Raw genomic sequence first — 14,781 nt, forward strand, 5'->3', positions numbered from 1 at the left:
ATGCATAGATTGGAGTTTCTGGATCTGTCGGCGTTCGTCGAGGTCGCCGAGAATCATTCCTTCAATGAGGCGGCAGAACGGCTGCATATTTCGCAGCCGGCGTTGTCGCGCCGCATCCAGAAACTGGAGGAAATTCTGGGCGCCAAGGTGCTCGAGCGCACCACGCGAAGAAGTCGTTTGACGCCCGTTGGGCGTGATTTCCTGCCAAAAGCCCGCAAGTTGCTCGAAGATTATGAGTCGTCGCTGGTCGGCGTCCGCGAGCTTGCCACCCACCGCAAGGGGGTGCTGACCATCGCCTGCCTGCCCACGGCAGCCTTCTACTTCCTGCCCAGCGTGGTGCGCGAATTCAATACCGCCTATCCCGGTATCCGGATTCGCATCCTGGATGTCAGCGCCAATGAAGGGGTCGAAAGGGTGGTTTCGGGAGAGGCAGACTTTGGTATCAACATGGTCAGTGCCCACCATCCGGCGGTGGATTTCACTTCCATCTATCGTGATCCCTTCGTGCTGGCCCTGCGTCGAGACCATCCTCTTGCACAGAAACAGCACGTGGAATGGAGCGACCTGGATGATGTGCGCCTGATCACGGTCTCGCGTGACAGCGGCAACCGCATTCTGCTCGACAACACCCTGCTGTCCGCCGGCCTGCATCTGGATGGCTTCTACGAAGTGCAGCATCTTTCGACGTCACTGGGTCTGGTCGAGAGCGGGCTGGGCGTCGCCATCCTGCCGTCGATGGCCATGCCGGGGCCGGAACACGAGGTGCTGTGTCAGCGTGAACTGCCCGAACCGCGCATTGACCGCACCATTGGCCTGCTGCGGCGGCGCGGTGAATCCCTGTCGCCGATCGCGGAACTGTTCATCGAGATTCTGCTCAAGCGCTGGAACTGAGTCGCTCGTCTGGGGTGAGGGGGCCAAGGCCACAATGGAGAGCAGAGTGGCAGGTACCTCTCGCCAGGGTTGGCGTGGCGTGGCCTAGTACATAAGATGGTTGTGTATAAGATATTCATGTTTCACGGCAAGGCCGATGAAACCGTCTTGATGTCGCGTGGTCAGCTGCCGTCGGGTGGCGGTGAGGGTCTTCTCTTCATCGCTTGTCTCTGCGGCCATTGACGACGTGGCGTCTTGCCTAACACAAGGATGTACATGCCCATGAGTACCCGCACAGCCACTCACGCTACCTCTCGTCAGACGGCCCTCGCGCTGGGCCTGGCACTCGGGCTCGGCAGCGCGCTGACTGTCAGCGCAGACGAGCCGATGGCGGCCGATGATACGGGCAAGCGCGCGCCGCAGGGTGAACATACGCTCAAGCGTGCCCAGCTGGTCAGCTTGATCGAACAGGGCCGGCAGGAGCTGGCGCCGGACTTCAATGGCTTTCTGACCCAGGTTGCCGAACGCAATTCCCAGGACACGGCCGTCAGGGCTGCCATCGAGCAGTATCAGGCCGGTGAGACGCTTGAGGGCGATGCCTTCGTCAACATCTATCGTCTGCTGGGGGTCTACAACCGTCTGCAGTATGGCGATGATGTCCAGGCGCTGCTCAAGGAAATGGTCGCGATCCCGACCGCCAAGGTGGGGGAGAAGCCGCAATTCGAGAACCCGGAAATCGCGCGCTTCGGTGAGTTGATCAAGGCGCGCGCCGAGGCGTTTGGCCTGACATTCCGTAACGTCGACAATCGCGTCTTCGAGGTTGAGCTCGAGGGAACTGGCGATGACGTGTTCGGCATTCTGACCCACGGCGATGTGGTGCCGGCAGGCGAGGAGGGCTGGACACTCGACGACGGCACCCATCTTGACCCGTTCGCGATGACCGAGATCGACGGCAAGCTCTACGGGCGCGGCACCGAAGATGACAAGGCCTCTATCGCCGCGGCGCTGTATGCCATGAAGTCGCTCAAGGAGAATGAGGTGCCGCTCAAGCGCACCATTCGCCTGATGATCGAGACCACGGAAGAGACCGGCGGTGATGGCTTCAAGTACTACAAGGCCAGAAATGACCTGCCGGAATACAACATCGTGCTCGATAGCGGTTATCCGGCGATCACGGCCGAGAATGGTTTCGGCACCATCGATGCGCATTTCCCCTTGACGCCCAAGGCGGGCGAGGCGTCATCTGATCAGGCAGTCGACGCTCTGCCGACGATCACCAACTTCCAGGGTGGCCTGGCGACCAACCAGATTCCGGAGCGCTCCACTGCCACGCTGCACGCGGCTGACGCAGCGGGCGCCAAGGCGCTCAGCCACAAGCTTGAGACGCTCGGCAGCCGCTACGTCAAGGAGCATGGCCAGGACTTCAGCGTCGCCAGTGAGGTGGAAGGCGAAGAGGTCAGCGTGACGGTGACCGGCAAGTCGGCCCACTCCTCGGCGCCGGCCAACGGCGTCAATCCTGTCACTCGGCTTGCGGGCCTGCTCGCCACCTCTGGCATCGATTTCCATGACAATGCTTATGAAGATGCCATCCATTACCTGAACGACAACTACGGGCTGGACTATCACGGCAAGCAGCTGGGCATCGCGTATTCCCATGATTTCATGGGGCCGCTCAAGGTGACGCCGACCTTCTTCGCCAGGGAGGACGATGCGCTGCGGGTCGCGGTCAATGTGCGTGCGCCTGCCGGCGAGAAATCACCTGAGGAATTGAGCCGGACGATTCAGAACAAGCTGAACGCCTATGCCAGCGAGCAGGGCATGGACATGACGCTGAACGTCGAGATTCGCGACTGGATGCTGCGTGACCCCAGCGGTGCCTGGCTGCAGACGCTGCTCAATATCTTCGGGGATACCACCGGCATGAAGGCCGAGCCGCGCTCCTCCGCGGGCAGCACTACCGCCAAGCTGTTGCCCAATGCGATCAACTTCGGCCCGTCCATGCCGGGCGAGACCTATACCGGGCATACCTCCGAGGAGTTCAAGCGGGTCGATAACCTGATGCTCGACATCCAGATGTTCACCGAGATGATGGCGCGTATCGGCAATCAGGACTCGCTCAAGTAACAGGGGTGGTTCACGGGGCTGGGTTCATGTGAATCGTCTTTTGCATGGCGTATTGAAATAGCCCTGTGAAATAGCCTTTTGAGACAGCCCTTGAAATAGCCTCTTGCCTGGACGACAGGCATCACAGCCAACGCCCGCCACCGCCCTGATGAAGGGGCAGTGGCGGGCGTTGTCGTATGTGCAGGCCGGTCGGTCAGCCAGTGCGGCCGCGGCCTCATCTCGGACGGTAGGGCTCGGCGGGATGCGCGGTAGGGTAGGCATCCATATAGGCAGCGGCTGCCCGCAGCAGTCGCACATCATCGTGCTTGCCGCCTGCCAGCTGAAAGCCGACGGGCAGCCCCTGAGACGTGAAGCCACAGGGCACTGACGCCGCAGGTTGGCCGCTCAGGTTGAAGGGATAGGAGAACGGCGCCCATTCCTCCCAGTCATGCATCTGGCTATCCGGGGGTACCTGGTGATTCAGTGCGAAGGGGGTGACGGCGACGCTGGGTGTCAGCAACAGGTGGTAATCCTGATTGAATTGCTCCAGCGCCTGGGTGATCCGGTAGCGCTCCTCAAGCGCCTTGAAGAGATCCAGCGACGACCATTCGCGTGCACACATGGCATTCTCGACCAGCCCGGGGTCGAGCAGTTCGCGCTGTTGGGCATCGCAGTCATCCCAGAGCCCCAGCGAGGCGGTGAACCAGATCTTGCGAAACGTCTCGAGGCTTGTCTCGACCGGGGGATCGACCGTCACGATGTCCGCGCCAAGGTTCGCCAGACGTTGTGCGGCGCGCTCCACTAGACTTGCGATCTCGGGGTCGACCTCGACAGACCCGAAACATGGCGAGTAGGCGATGCGCAGTCCTGCCAGCGGCTTGCCGATATCCGCTCCCCAATCCTCGGGTTGGCCGCGATTGGCGTAAGGGTCCTGGGCATCGTGACGGCCGATGACATTGAGCATGGCGGCGGCGTCACGGGGGCTGCGGGTCATGGGCCCGATGCTGGACAGAAAGGCAGCCTTGGAGGGCGGCCACTGCGGTGTCCAGCCGAAGGTGGGCTTGAAGCCGAAGATGCCACTGAAGGCGGCAGGAATACGGATCGACCCGCCGGAGTCACCGCCCTGATGCAGCACGCCCAGATTGAGGGCGGCGGCGGTAGCCGCGCCACCGGAAGAGCCACCGGGTGTCAGTTCGGTATTCCAGGCATTGCTGGTGGTGCCATGCACGAGGTTGTCGGTGACGGCCTTCCAGCCGAACTCGGGGGTGTTGGTCTTGCCCAGTAGAATCGCGCCTGCCTCACGCAAGCGCCTGACCGGCGGCGCATCCTGCTGGCATGGCGCGGCCGTCGTGATCAGGGAGCCTGCTCTCGCTGGCATGCCGGCAACATCGGTCAGGCCTTTCAGTGAGGTCGGAATGCCATCGAGCGGACTCAATGGCTTGCCGGCCTGCCAGCGCTGCGTGGATTCACGCGCCTCCTTCAGCGCCGTGTCATGCGCGACATGCACATAGGCATTGACGAGCGGGTTGAGTCGCTCGATACGATCGAGTACCGCTCGGGTCACCTGTAGCGGGTCGAACTCACCGCGTTGATACCCGCATGCCAGTTGCTCGGCGTCCAGCGCCGTCAGGTCATCCTTGGCTGTATGGGGCGAAAGATGTTGAGGAAATTCGACGTCACGCATGGCGGCTCTCCTGTTGCTGGATGGCGATATTCTTGTTGAGGACAGTCATCTGTCTCTCCTGCATGGCCTTGGGTCAGAGAGGGGAAACTCAAGGCATGGCGAGGCTTGAAAAGGGCGAAGGCGGGCCGCATGGCCTATGGAGAGTGGCAGCAAGCGGCATGGTCGAGCTCATGGCAGCCGACCATGGTTCACGATATTCGCCCAGAGGGAGGACAATCATGCCAGCCAAGTCCAAGGCACAGCAGATGGCAGCCGGGGCAGCACTGTCAGCACGTCGCGGCGAGCAGAAGGTCAGCGAACTGGATGGGGCCGCTCGCTCGATGTATGACTCCATGAGTGAAGAGGAGCTCGAGAAGATGGCCTCGACATCACGTGAAGACAAGCCACGACACGACGATCAGAGCTGAGCCCTGCGGGATGCCCATTGCGGCGCGATAGCTGAAACGACAAGGCGCCTGGCAAATGATTGCCAAGCGCCTTGTCGTAGCTGCATGTCGTGGTTTGTGTCGCTGATGCGACGCTGGCCTCAGCGGCTGTCGTTCAGGCTCTCATGCGGCGGCTGGTGGGACTCGCTGTCGGGCGGGGTCGGGCCACCGTTGGCCTTGGGGCTGACATCGGGCAGCGGAATCTCGGCGCGCTTCCGGCGGCGCTCCTCGGTGCTGATGCCCAGGCGCTCATCACGGCGCTTCATCAGCTCCTCGTCGATCTGGCCATCACGGGTGAAGGCCATCATCAGCTGCGGGATACCGTAGGGGAAGTCGTCGCGGTCGATCTGCCAGGTGTGGAAGGTCTTGCCGTAGGTGGTGACGAGGTCCTCGAAGTAGCTGCGCTCCGCCAGTTCCGGAATCCCCGGGGCCACCAGGATGCCGGACTTCACTTCATAGTGATGGCTGTGCCAGAGCGGCTTCTCTTCCTCGGGCAGCTGCTCGTAGCGCTCGGCGCTGATGATGTATTCGATCCCGATCAAGCGGGCATCACTGCGATTGGAATCGAAGATCACGCATTGGTGCAGATCATGTTCCAGGTGGATGCAGAAGTGGCTGGCCTCCACCTGACGCCCCATGTCATCGGCGTAATGGTGGAAGCCGTTGAGGTAGGTACTCATCGCTTCCAGCGGATACTTGCGCTGCATGACCTGCGAGGCTGCATCGAGCACCTGATGCTTCAGCGGATGGCCGCTACTGACCTTGCGAGCACTGTTGAGGCGCCGGCCCAGAAAGAAGGCAGTCGCCGCGGCGGCGCCGGCCAGAAGGCCCGTGCCGAAGCCGGATGAGTGTGAGGGATGTGAACATGTGCGGGAATGGCGATGCCGCATACTTCCTCCTGCATGGGTGTCTTGATAAGGCAAGAATTCCTGTCATGACGTTGCCATTGCAGTGCATTACCCTTGAGCGCGTCAAGTCACCTACCGACAGCCTGGCCTCGAAAAATCCTCGCCCAGGTCTGCTTTAGAATGTCGGGATTGCTTTTCAGTTTTCTGCCCTCATCAATAAAGGATATCACTTCTTGTGGCCGCTCAATGCCTTGCGCGACAAGGTGTCTTGTTCATCACGTGTTTCGGCCATCTTTTCTCGAATTGGAGCTCGCATGAAGCAACTTATCTTTGATTGTGACGGTGTATTGGTGGATAGCGAGATCATCGCTGATGGCGTGCTCAAGGAAAAACTTCCCGTCTGGCTGCCAGACCTGGGGAGTGCAGAGCAGATCGAGCATGAGCTGGACCGCTGTCTGGGCATGATGACGCGCGATATTCTGCTGGACCTGGAAGCCCGCAGTCAGCACACACTGCCCGTGGATGCGCTCGACCAGGTACGCCATCTCGTCGATGCCCGCCTGGCCGACTCGCTCAAGGCCATGCCCGGGGTGCGCAAGACGCTGGAGTGGATTCGCGATCAGCGTCTGCCGTTGGCGATCGTGTCCAACAGCTCTGAGCAGCGCATGAAGATCAATCTCGAGAGTTCGGGGCTGCGTGGCATTCTCGATGAGATTGCCGCGGCCAATGGCGACGAGCAGCTGCCGATCTTCACTTCCGATGAGGTCATGAATCCCAAGCCGGCGCCTGACCTTTATCTGCTCGCCCTCAAGACGCTGGGACGCTCTGCCGAGGAATGTCTGGTGGTGGAAGACAGCCGCACGGGAATGCAGGCTGCTGTGGGCGCGGGTCTCAAGGTCGTCGGCCATCTGGGCGCCAGCCACATCCCGCCGGGCCACGCCGAGGTGCTGCGGACCACAGGCGCCTGGCAGGTCATGAAGCACTGGGATGAATTCAGCCGCCTGTGCGCTGATGCCGGTTTCGTGGCCAATGAAGAAGCCGTCAGTCACTGAGGTGCCTCCAATCCCTTCGCATTCTCGACAGAGCTTGAGCCAGGCACATTCTGCTGAGAGCTGGCCGGATGGATGATCTTGGATATGGCACAGCAGCACATAAAAGCCGCCCTCGGCAGGGGCGGCTTTTATGTGTCTGGGCTGACATCCTCGGGGGGACATCTCTCGGGTATCACTTGAAACAGATGCGCGTGCCCCAGGCGAGCAGTTCTTCCTGATTGAGGCTGCGCGATTCGACCCCGATCATTTCATCCCCCCATTGATCCGCCCAGGTCAGCACGCCGTGGCTGATGCCGCGTGCGCCCATCAAGTCGCGTATCTCACCGGTGCCCTTGAACCAGAGCGCGCTGTGATCGTTGCGCGTCAGGTCCGAGATGCCGTGGCAATGATGGATTCTCACTTTGTAGATGCCATCCAGTGACATGACCTCGACCACCGGCACCATGCCGTGCTGCAGTGCGCGTGCCAGCGACTCGAGTGTCATGCTGGTCTCGTCCTGGTGGGCGAGCGGCTGATCGGCGAGCTGGCTTGGGGGTAGTGGGGTAGCAGGCGACGCGTGGGTGGGGGGCACAGCGGTGCGTGGCGGGTGTGTTGCAGTGGTATGTGCAGGCATCGGGAATACCCTCAGTGGGATGTCATGTCGGCGGTGAATCGCGTTTTATAACTATCGTACAAGTAATGTAGAGGTTATCTGGCGATCTCGCCATCGTGGCTGGCCAGCTTGCCCGGGACTTCCCGTCTTCCTGCTCCCTTGTCACTGTCCTTCCAGGGCCTGCACTGTCCCTCCAAGGTCTGCACTGTCCTTTCAAAGCCTGCACTGACTTTTCAAAACCGGCTTTCTCCTCCCACGCGGAGGCTGTGGCCTGGTTGGGACAAACGCCTACCTGTACAGACAGTGACAAATTTTCCTGTGCTGCTGGCGTCGTCTGCCCTTGAAGTTCTGGGGAATCAGGTTCATGTCTAGAAGGCACTGCGAATATTCGTTGGCGATACGCTACTCGTTTCTCGCTGGTGCGCGATCCACCTCACCGCTGTCACAGCTCACAGGGAGTAGCGATTTATGACATCTGGAGGAAAGCGCGTATTCAGCGCGTCGGTCATCATCATTCTGGGGCTGGTCGCATTGGGGGCAGGATTCCCCACCCGTTTCGGTGAATTGGCAGATCAGGCGCTCGGCGCCGTGACCAGCATGTTCGGCTGGTTCTATCTGATATCCGTCTTTGGTTTCGTGATCTTTCTCATCAGTCTCGCGCTGAGCAAGTACGGCAAGATCCGGCTCGGGCCGCAGGATAGCCGGCCTTCCTATACCTTCTTTTCCTGGGTCAGCATGCTGTTGGCAGCAGGGTTTGGCGTCGGGCTGGTGTTCTATGGCATGGCGGAACCCATGCAGCACTATCTGAAGCCGCCGTTTGCCGATATGCCGGGCGAGACCCCCGAGTCTGCGCGCTATGCCATTCAATATGCCTTCTTCAACTGGGGCGTCCATCAGTGGGCTGCCTTCTCGGTGGTCGGCCTGATCATTGCCTATTTCCAGTTCCGCAAGGGACAGGCGGGGCTGGTGTCCTCGGTGCTGTCTTCCGTGACGGCCAAGCATCCCAAGGCGCGCCGCTACGGCCCGATTCTGGATGTCTTTGCGGTGGTGGCGACCGTGATGGGGGTCGCGACATCGCTGGGCCTGGGCGTGTTGCAGATGAATGGGGGGCTGCACTTCGTCTTCGGCGTGGAAGAAGGCTGGCAATGGCAGTTCATCATCATGGGCGTGATGTTCTGTGCCTACATGGCCTCGACCTGGTCCGGGCTCGACAAGGGCATCAAGCGCCTGTCCAACCTCAACATGAGCATCTGCATCGCGCTGATGCTGTATGTGCTGTTCACTGGCCCGACGCTGGACATTCTCAAGACGATCACCCTGGGCATCGGCGATTATCTGCAGAACTTCATCGGCATGAGCCTGCGCATGTCGCCCTATGACGGCAATGACTGGAACAGCTCCTGGACCGTCTTCTATTGGGCATGGGTGATCGCCTGGTCGCCGTTCGTCGGCACCTTCGTCGCGCGTGTCTCGCGTGGCCGCACCATCAAGGAGTATGTGGTGGGCGTGCTGATCGTGCCGCCGCTGCTGGCGTGCCTGTGGATCGGTGTCTTCGGTGGCGCGGCGATCAACATGGAGCTGGCCAGTGATGTCGGTCTGGCGGCCGCGACGGATGCCAACATCACGTCTGCCTTGTTCGAGATGTTCGACCTGATGCCCTTCAGCAGCGTGCTGTCGGTGGTCGCGATCATGCTGATCTTCATCTTCCTGGTGACCTCAGCCGATTCGGCGTCCTATATCGTGGCGCAGATGACCGACGGTGGCTCGATCAATCCGCCGCTCTACAAGCGTATCGCCTGGGGCGTGCTGATCGCGGCCATCTGCCTGACGCTGATCTCGACGGGCGGTCTCAAGGGCTTGCAGTCAGCCTCGGTACTCTCGGCCTTGCCCTTCACCTTCATCATCTACGGCATGATCGTGGTACTGGTGAAAGAGCTGCGGGCTGATCGTCGCCAGATGCTCAGTCAGCTGTATCGCCGTCATGGTGAGACACCGGTCGGTGCGGATATCTTCGAGGCTGACAGCCTGGCGGAGGAAGATCGCATCCGCCGTGCGCCGGACGTCAAGAATCGTCGCGTGAACCCGCGCGATCATCATTGAGCCGGCTCGAGGCATGAACTTATCGTCATGAACTCATCGCCTTGAGTTTATCGTTTTAAGATCATCGCCTTCAGCTCATGACGTCAATGCGTGGCCTCATGGCAGGCTCAGAACGACAAGACGCCGCTCACAGGACATGTGAGCGGCGTCTTGTCTTGGCAAGCCAGTCAGCGTGAAGTGGCTCACGTCATTGACTGGCGTCTGGCGTCTGGCGTCCGGCGGCCGGCGACCTCGGCGAGTATCTCGTAGCTCTTCAGGCGGTCGGCATGCTCATAGAAATCCGAGTTGAACATCAATTCGTCGGCCTGGGTCACCTCCAGCAGATGCTCGAGTTCGCTGCGAATGCGCTCTGGCCCGCCGATGATGGCAGCAGCCAGATTCTGGCCGACCATGGCTTCCTCGCGTGCTGACCAGTCCAGTGTCTCGCGTGGGGGAAGGGCACGCGTGCTCTTGCCGCGGATCAGATTGAGGAATTTCTGTTGCTGGGTGCTGGCCAGGAAACGGGCGCGTTCATCGTTGTCGGCGGCGATCAGGGGCAGTCCGAGCATCACGTAGGGCGCATCCAGCTCCTCGGAGGGCGTGAAGTTCTCGCGATAGAGCTTGATGGCCTCCAGCATGTAGCCGGGAGCGAACTGACCGGCGAAGGCGAAGGGCAGACCTTTTTTCGCTGCCAGACGTGCGCTGTAGTCGCTGGAACCCAATAGCCACAGGGGGACATGAGTGCCTTGCCCCGGCATGGCCTTGATGCGCTGACCGGGTGAAGCCTCGCCCAGATACTGCTCGAGTTCGGCCAGCCGCTGGGGGAAGTCATTCACGCCGGCGGAAGGGTCGCGGCGCATCGCCTGCATGGTGATGCCATCGGAGCCCGGCGCGCGGCCAAGTCCGAGATCGATCCTGTCCGGGTAGAGCGTGGCCAGGGTGCCGAACTGTTCCGCCACCACCAGCGGGGGATGATTGGGCAGCATGATGCCGCCCGAGCCGACCCGCAGGCGGGAGGTCTTGCCCGCCACATGGCCGATCAGCACCGAGGTGGCGGCACTGGCGATGCCATCGATGTTGTGATGCTCGGCCAGCCACAGGCGATGAAAGCCCAGCGCTTCGACATGCTGGGCGAGACTGACGCTATTGTGGAAGGTTTCAGCAACACTGCCGGTATCGCGGATGGGGGCAAGGTCCAGCACCGAGAGCGGGATCGTGCCCAGGCGTGAGGTAGGGGCTGTCGTCATGTGCGCTCCTGATAGCGGATTGGCGTGCAGAGAGCAGCTGGGGCGTGGCCCCTATAGGCATGTGGCTGGTCTGCTGAATGGCGTCCAGCATAGTGGACAACCGCGTCTCTGACAGCGCCTCGCCCCTTCATTTCACTGTTTCTGATATGGCATATATGAGGCGGTCGATACGTCATGCCATTCACGGTGGTCAGTCACCCTGGGGCAGGTGAAGCCCAGGGCAGGTGAAGTCCAATGCAGGCGAAGCCCGGGGCAGGTGAGGGCCTGCAACGTGTACAGGAGGCGGACATGAACGGTTTGCAGCACAAGCAGCGCCGCAAAGGCATGGGGCTCACATTGATATGCCTGGTGCTCATCGGCCTGGGCTTTGCGGTCCAGCGCGATATCATCGTGCTGGAGCGCTGGATACCCGCTCACTATCTCCCGTGGGCGCCACTGCAATTGGAGGACCCGCCCGGCATGGTGACCGGCTGGAAGCTCTCACGCTTGAACGAGAACCCGGCCGCCTGTCGCGCATTTCTCGCGCGGGAAGCCCCGCAACGGGTGACCTTCCTGCCGGACCGCCCCAGCAACAACGGCTGTGACCTCATCAATAGCGTACGCATGCATTCGGCGTCAGGCGCGAGTGGTGAGCAGGGTGTTCGCTTCAATCAGTCCTTCATTGCCAGCTGCCCGCTGGCGGTGAGCTGGCTGCGCTTCGAGCGTCATGGGCTCAGGTCAGCGGCGCAAAAGGTCATGGGGAGCGAGGTGACGCAAGTGTTCCATGTTGGCAGCTACGCCTGTCGCAACATCTACGGACGAGAGAACGCACGCCGCAGTGAACATGCCACTGCGGATGCGCTGGATGTCACAGGCTTCACGCTGGCGGACGGCCGTCAGGTTCGCCTGCCGCGCGACTGGACGGCGCCCGAGGATGAAGATGCCCCGGGCCGCTTCCTGCGTGCCGTGCAGGACGCCGCCTGTGAGAGTTTCGGTACCGTGCTGGGGCCGGATTACAACGCCGCCCATCGTGATCACTTCCACCTCGGCACGCGGGGCTGGCGATTCTGTCGCTGAGCAATACTTAATGCTGCGTCGGGCAAGAGTGCGGCAATGCGGACATCCGCGCACGCTGTCAGTGGGGCATTATTGGCTCGGCGTGATAAAGGGGACTCATGTTTGCCACGCTTGTCATCATTTGTCGGTGTCTCTGTAGGAGACTCGCGCTTGCATGGGGGAATTACGCCTGATCACGGGCAGATTCCTCGCATTTATTTGTTTTCACTAATACCCTGCGGACAAGCATGCCTTCCATGGCATATCTCGCGATAAAGCCTCTTGTTCAATGACAGGGAGTCAAGAATGACAGGGATGACGAAGGCGTTATTGGCAGCTTCCATCACCTTCGTGATGGCCGGCTGTACCTCGGTGCAGGTTCAGCCTCTGGAGCGCATGTCCTATCTGGATACCGTGTGCATCGAGCGCAATGAGGCCGTGATCGTGCCCGGCTTCCTGAGTGTGATCAAACGGGGCTTCAGTCGCAATGGCTTGAATACGCGAGTCTATGACGCTCCGGTCCCTGGCCATTGTGAAGTGATATTGACGTATACCGCTTTGCGCTCATGGGATTTCACGACCTATCTGTCACACGCAGAACTCTGGCTCAATGATCCATATGGCGATGAAATCGCCTATGCGCAATATCATCTTGTCGCAAAGGGTGGTCTGACGTTCTCCAAGTTTGCCGGGGTCGAAACCAAGATGAACCCGGTCATCGATGACTTGCTGGTCAACTACTGACGCCTCAGCCGTTATGGGCATTCAAGCCATCTTCTTGTACGCCTCACCGGTACGTCATTTCTCGCCATGATGGCGCACTTGATAGCGGGGCCGGCGCTTGTGTCTTGCGCCGGCCCAGCGGAGACTCTCGAGCCATCTGGTGTGCTGGAATCTCAGGGTGCCATGCCCATGCCTCGGCTGATCGTCGGGGCGCAGCGCTCGGGGTTGATGCTGACCACGCGTAGGCGATGCCCATCGGGGAGCACGCAATCGAGCACCTGCCAGGCACAGCTGGGGGCGCTGCTGCCGTGACTCTCGATCAGATGCGCTCCCTGGGCCTGCCATTGTTCGCGGAAGCGGGCAAAATCCGTTCGCTCGATCTCAAGCGTCAGCTGGCGGCTGTCGGGTTGCTCGGCACTGCGCTGCAACAGCAATACGCTGGTCTGCTTGTCTCGGCGATGGTTCAGCTCCAGGGTCGCGCTGGTGGCGTTGCGCAACAGGATGGGCAGGGCGAGTGTTTCGGTGAAGAAACGGCAAGCGGCATCGAGGTCGCGCACTTCAAGGATGGCTGGGTGCAGGGAAAGGCGCTGAATCATGGCGAAGCCTCATGGCGTGAGGGGAAGAAGGGGTTGGGGGACTGGCTCAATTGCGTGAGCATGGAGACAGTGTCGTGCCCGTCCGGGTGAGACGCACTTTGAATCTGATGATGGTGGTGATGGCTTTACGCTATCTGGGGGCTTGTCGCGCTCGCGAAGGCCCGAGGCAATCGCTGTGGCAACTTGTCGCATTAGTGGTTTCACGGGTGTGAATGGTTAGCATCCCTGTCATCGACCCTGCTGCCTTTACCTTCTCTGCACGCCACGCTGGAGTGTTCATGTCGCCGCGCAAGCTGATCCTGATGGGACTCAGTGCTTTTGCCCTCGTCGTTATCGCGTTGATCACGGGGCTTTCTGCCTCGCATCAACCGCGTGATGCGTGGCCGACGACGCTCGAGCTGCCTTCCACGCGGGGACTGCTGCACGCGGACACCCTGTCTCGGGGGGAAGCGGGTCACCTGAGCGTGCTGATTCCCGGCTTTACGCATTGCCCGGACATCTGCCCGTTGTCGCTTGCCCGGCTGCAGATGGCCTGGCAACGCCTTGACGAGACTTCACGTGCGCATCTGCATCCGATGTTTCTGACGCTGGATCCGGCGCGCGACACCCTGCCCGTGCTGTCACGTTATCTGTCTGCCTTCAGCCTGCCGGTGACCGGCCTTCGCCTCCCGTCACAGGACGACACGCGTCTGGAGGAATTCACTCAGCGGCTCGGTATCCAGTTTCAGCGGCGAGAACCCGAGCAGAGTCATCCTCCTGAACACGCGCAAGCGCAGGCGTCGGCCGGTGAGGCCGATTACATGATCGACCACAGCGTGGCGATCTTCGTGATCGATGAGCAGGGCCGGCTGCGTGACACCCTGCCGCTCAGTCAGACGCCTGAGCAGCTTGCTGATCGTCTGACGTTCCTGCTCCAGTCCGTGGCCGCAGCGCCGTCTTCTGACAGTGTTGCGGCCGTCAACACGAGCGAAAACGCTAACGTGCCGGTCACGGGGGGCGCATGACCGCGACTTGCCCCTCGACTCGCCACGCCAGGCGTCAATCCGTCTCCTATCATCGCGCCCTGTCACGCCTGACCGCAGCCAATGGGCATGTCGTCTTCGTGATGCTGATCGCGTTGGCCGCCATGCTGGTCATGCCGCTGGCGGCCCCACGAGTGGTGATGGTCAACGACCATGCCGTCTTCGAGAGCGTTGGTACCGGGCGTTGGGTGAGTGCCGATAGCGACTGGATAATCCGCGCCGCTCGCGAAAGCGGTTCGCAGGCGCAGATCACCCACAGTTCCGCTGCCTCGGATTGTCCGTTGGCCAGCATGGCGGCCTTCACGCTGGCATTGGTCGCCGTTGCCCTGTTGCTGGCGTTGGGGCGGTTGTCTCGCGACGCGGCCCCGCGTCCCTGCCTTGTCGCGTTTCGCGACATCAATGTCTATCTGCGTCCGCCCGGGCGCGCGCCACCCCACGATTCCCTCGCGCCATGAATTGCTGGGCCACCTCGCGGTGGCTCTCCATAGTGTTTGGTGACCTCGCG

General features: G+C 61.1%; 14 protein-coding genes. 9 read left to right on the forward strand and 5 right to left on the reverse strand.

Features of this window, described 5'->3' with window-relative positions; genetic code table 11:
• Both U0O11_RS07080 and U0O11_RS07085 read left to right on the forward strand, forming a co-directional pair.
• Positions 1 to 891: a LysR family transcriptional regulator gene (locus tag U0O11_RS07080; RefSeq protein ID WP_253061753.1), complete on the forward strand. Its 891-nt coding sequence runs from the start codon at positions 1 to 3 to the stop codon at positions 889 to 891.
• A gap of 261 nt (positions 892 to 1,152) precedes the next feature.
• Positions 1,153 to 2,994 (forward strand): dipeptidase, encoded by a 1,842-nt coding sequence (locus tag U0O11_RS07085; RefSeq protein ID WP_324692361.1) that lies wholly within the window; start codon positions 1,153 to 1,155, stop codon positions 2,992 to 2,994.
• Positions 2,995 to 3,208: 214 nt separating this feature from the next.
• Here U0O11_RS07085 and U0O11_RS07090 read toward each other — a convergent pair whose 3' ends face one another.
• Positions 3,209 to 4,657, reverse strand: a complete 1,449-nt coding sequence (locus U0O11_RS07090) for an amidase (protein ID WP_324692362.1) — start codon at positions 4,655 to 4,657, stop codon at positions 3,209 to 3,211.
• Between the two features lie 218 nt (positions 4,658 to 4,875).
• Between U0O11_RS07090 and U0O11_RS07095 the strand changes: the two genes are divergently transcribed.
• Entirely contained in the window at positions 4,876 to 5,064 is a 189-nt protein-coding gene (locus U0O11_RS07095; protein WP_324692363.1) for a DUF3008 family protein, read from the forward strand.
• Positions 5,065 to 5,183: 119 nt separating this feature from the next.
• On the opposite strand, the gene U0O11_RS07100 is transcribed toward U0O11_RS07095, so the two are convergent.
• Positions 5,184 to 5,972 carry an OBAP family protein gene (locus U0O11_RS07100; RefSeq protein ID WP_324692364.1) on the reverse strand — a complete coding sequence of 263 codons (789 nt, stop codon included), beginning with the start codon at positions 5,970 to 5,972 and terminating at the stop codon, positions 5,184 to 5,186.
• Between the two features lie 272 nt (positions 5,973 to 6,244).
• On the opposite strand from U0O11_RS07100, the gene U0O11_RS07105 reads away from it, so the two are divergent.
• Positions 6,245 to 6,982, forward strand: coding sequence for an HAD family hydrolase (locus tag U0O11_RS07105; protein WP_324692365.1), 738 nt, complete (start codon positions 6,245 to 6,247; stop codon positions 6,980 to 6,982).
• Positions 6,983 to 7,154: 172 nt separating this feature from the next.
• Here U0O11_RS07105 and U0O11_RS07110 read toward each other — a convergent pair whose 3' ends face one another.
• The gene (locus U0O11_RS07110; RefSeq protein ID WP_043332181.1) at positions 7,155 to 7,466 is read right to left on the reverse strand and encodes a hypothetical protein; all 312 of its coding nucleotides are present in this window, start codon (positions 7,464 to 7,466) and stop codon (positions 7,155 to 7,157) included.
• A 576-nt stretch (positions 7,467 to 8,042) separates the two neighbouring features.
• Here U0O11_RS07110 and U0O11_RS07115 point away from each other — a divergent pair.
• Positions 8,043 to 9,674 (forward strand): BCCT family transporter, encoded by a 1,632-nt coding sequence (locus U0O11_RS07115; RefSeq protein WP_043332179.1) that lies wholly within the window; start codon positions 8,043 to 8,045, stop codon positions 9,672 to 9,674.
• 182 nt (positions 9,675 to 9,856) lie between these two features.
• Here U0O11_RS07115 and U0O11_RS07120 read toward each other — a convergent pair whose 3' ends face one another.
• A complete protein-coding gene (locus tag U0O11_RS07120) occupies positions 9,857 to 10,900 on the reverse strand; it encodes an LLM class flavin-dependent oxidoreductase (protein ID WP_324692366.1) in 1,044 nt (347 codons plus the stop codon).
• Between the two features lie 288 nt (positions 10,901 to 11,188).
• Between U0O11_RS07120 and U0O11_RS07125 the strand changes: the two genes are divergently transcribed.
• Both U0O11_RS07125 and U0O11_RS07130 read left to right on the forward strand, forming a co-directional pair.
• A complete protein-coding gene (locus tag U0O11_RS07125) occupies positions 11,189 to 11,956 on the forward strand; it encodes an extensin-like domain-containing protein (protein ID WP_324692367.1) in 768 nt (255 codons plus the stop codon).
• A 285-nt stretch (positions 11,957 to 12,241) separates the two neighbouring features.
• Complete coding sequence (locus tag U0O11_RS07130) at positions 12,242 to 12,679, forward strand: Sbal_3080 family lipoprotein (protein WP_084589272.1); 438 nt, start codon at positions 12,242 to 12,244, stop codon at positions 12,677 to 12,679.
• Positions 12,680 to 12,831: 152 nt separating this feature from the next.
• Here U0O11_RS07130 and U0O11_RS07135 read toward each other — a convergent pair whose 3' ends face one another.
• Positions 12,832 to 13,254 (reverse strand): hypothetical protein, encoded by a 423-nt coding sequence (locus U0O11_RS07135; RefSeq protein ID WP_324692368.1) that lies wholly within the window; start codon positions 13,252 to 13,254, stop codon positions 12,832 to 12,834.
• Positions 13,255 to 13,532: 278 nt separating this feature from the next.
• On the opposite strand from U0O11_RS07135, the gene U0O11_RS07140 reads away from it, so the two are divergent.
• Positions 13,533 to 14,258, forward strand: a complete 726-nt coding sequence (locus U0O11_RS07140) for an SCO family protein (protein WP_043332173.1) — start codon at positions 13,533 to 13,535, stop codon at positions 14,256 to 14,258.
• On the forward strand, positions 14,255 to 14,731 hold the full coding sequence (locus U0O11_RS07145; RefSeq protein ID WP_043332172.1) for a hypothetical protein: 477 nt from the start codon (positions 14,255 to 14,257) through the stop codon (positions 14,729 to 14,731). Before U0O11_RS07140 ends, U0O11_RS07145 begins: the two co-directional genes overlap by 4 nt.
• Positions 14,732 to 14,781 lie beyond the last annotated feature (50 nt).

Source organism: Cobetia sp. D5, from assembly GCF_035666195.1.
In the GTDB taxonomy this organism is placed as follows: Bacteria; Pseudomonadota; Gammaproteobacteria; order Pseudomonadales; family Halomonadaceae; genus Cobetia; species Cobetia amphilecti.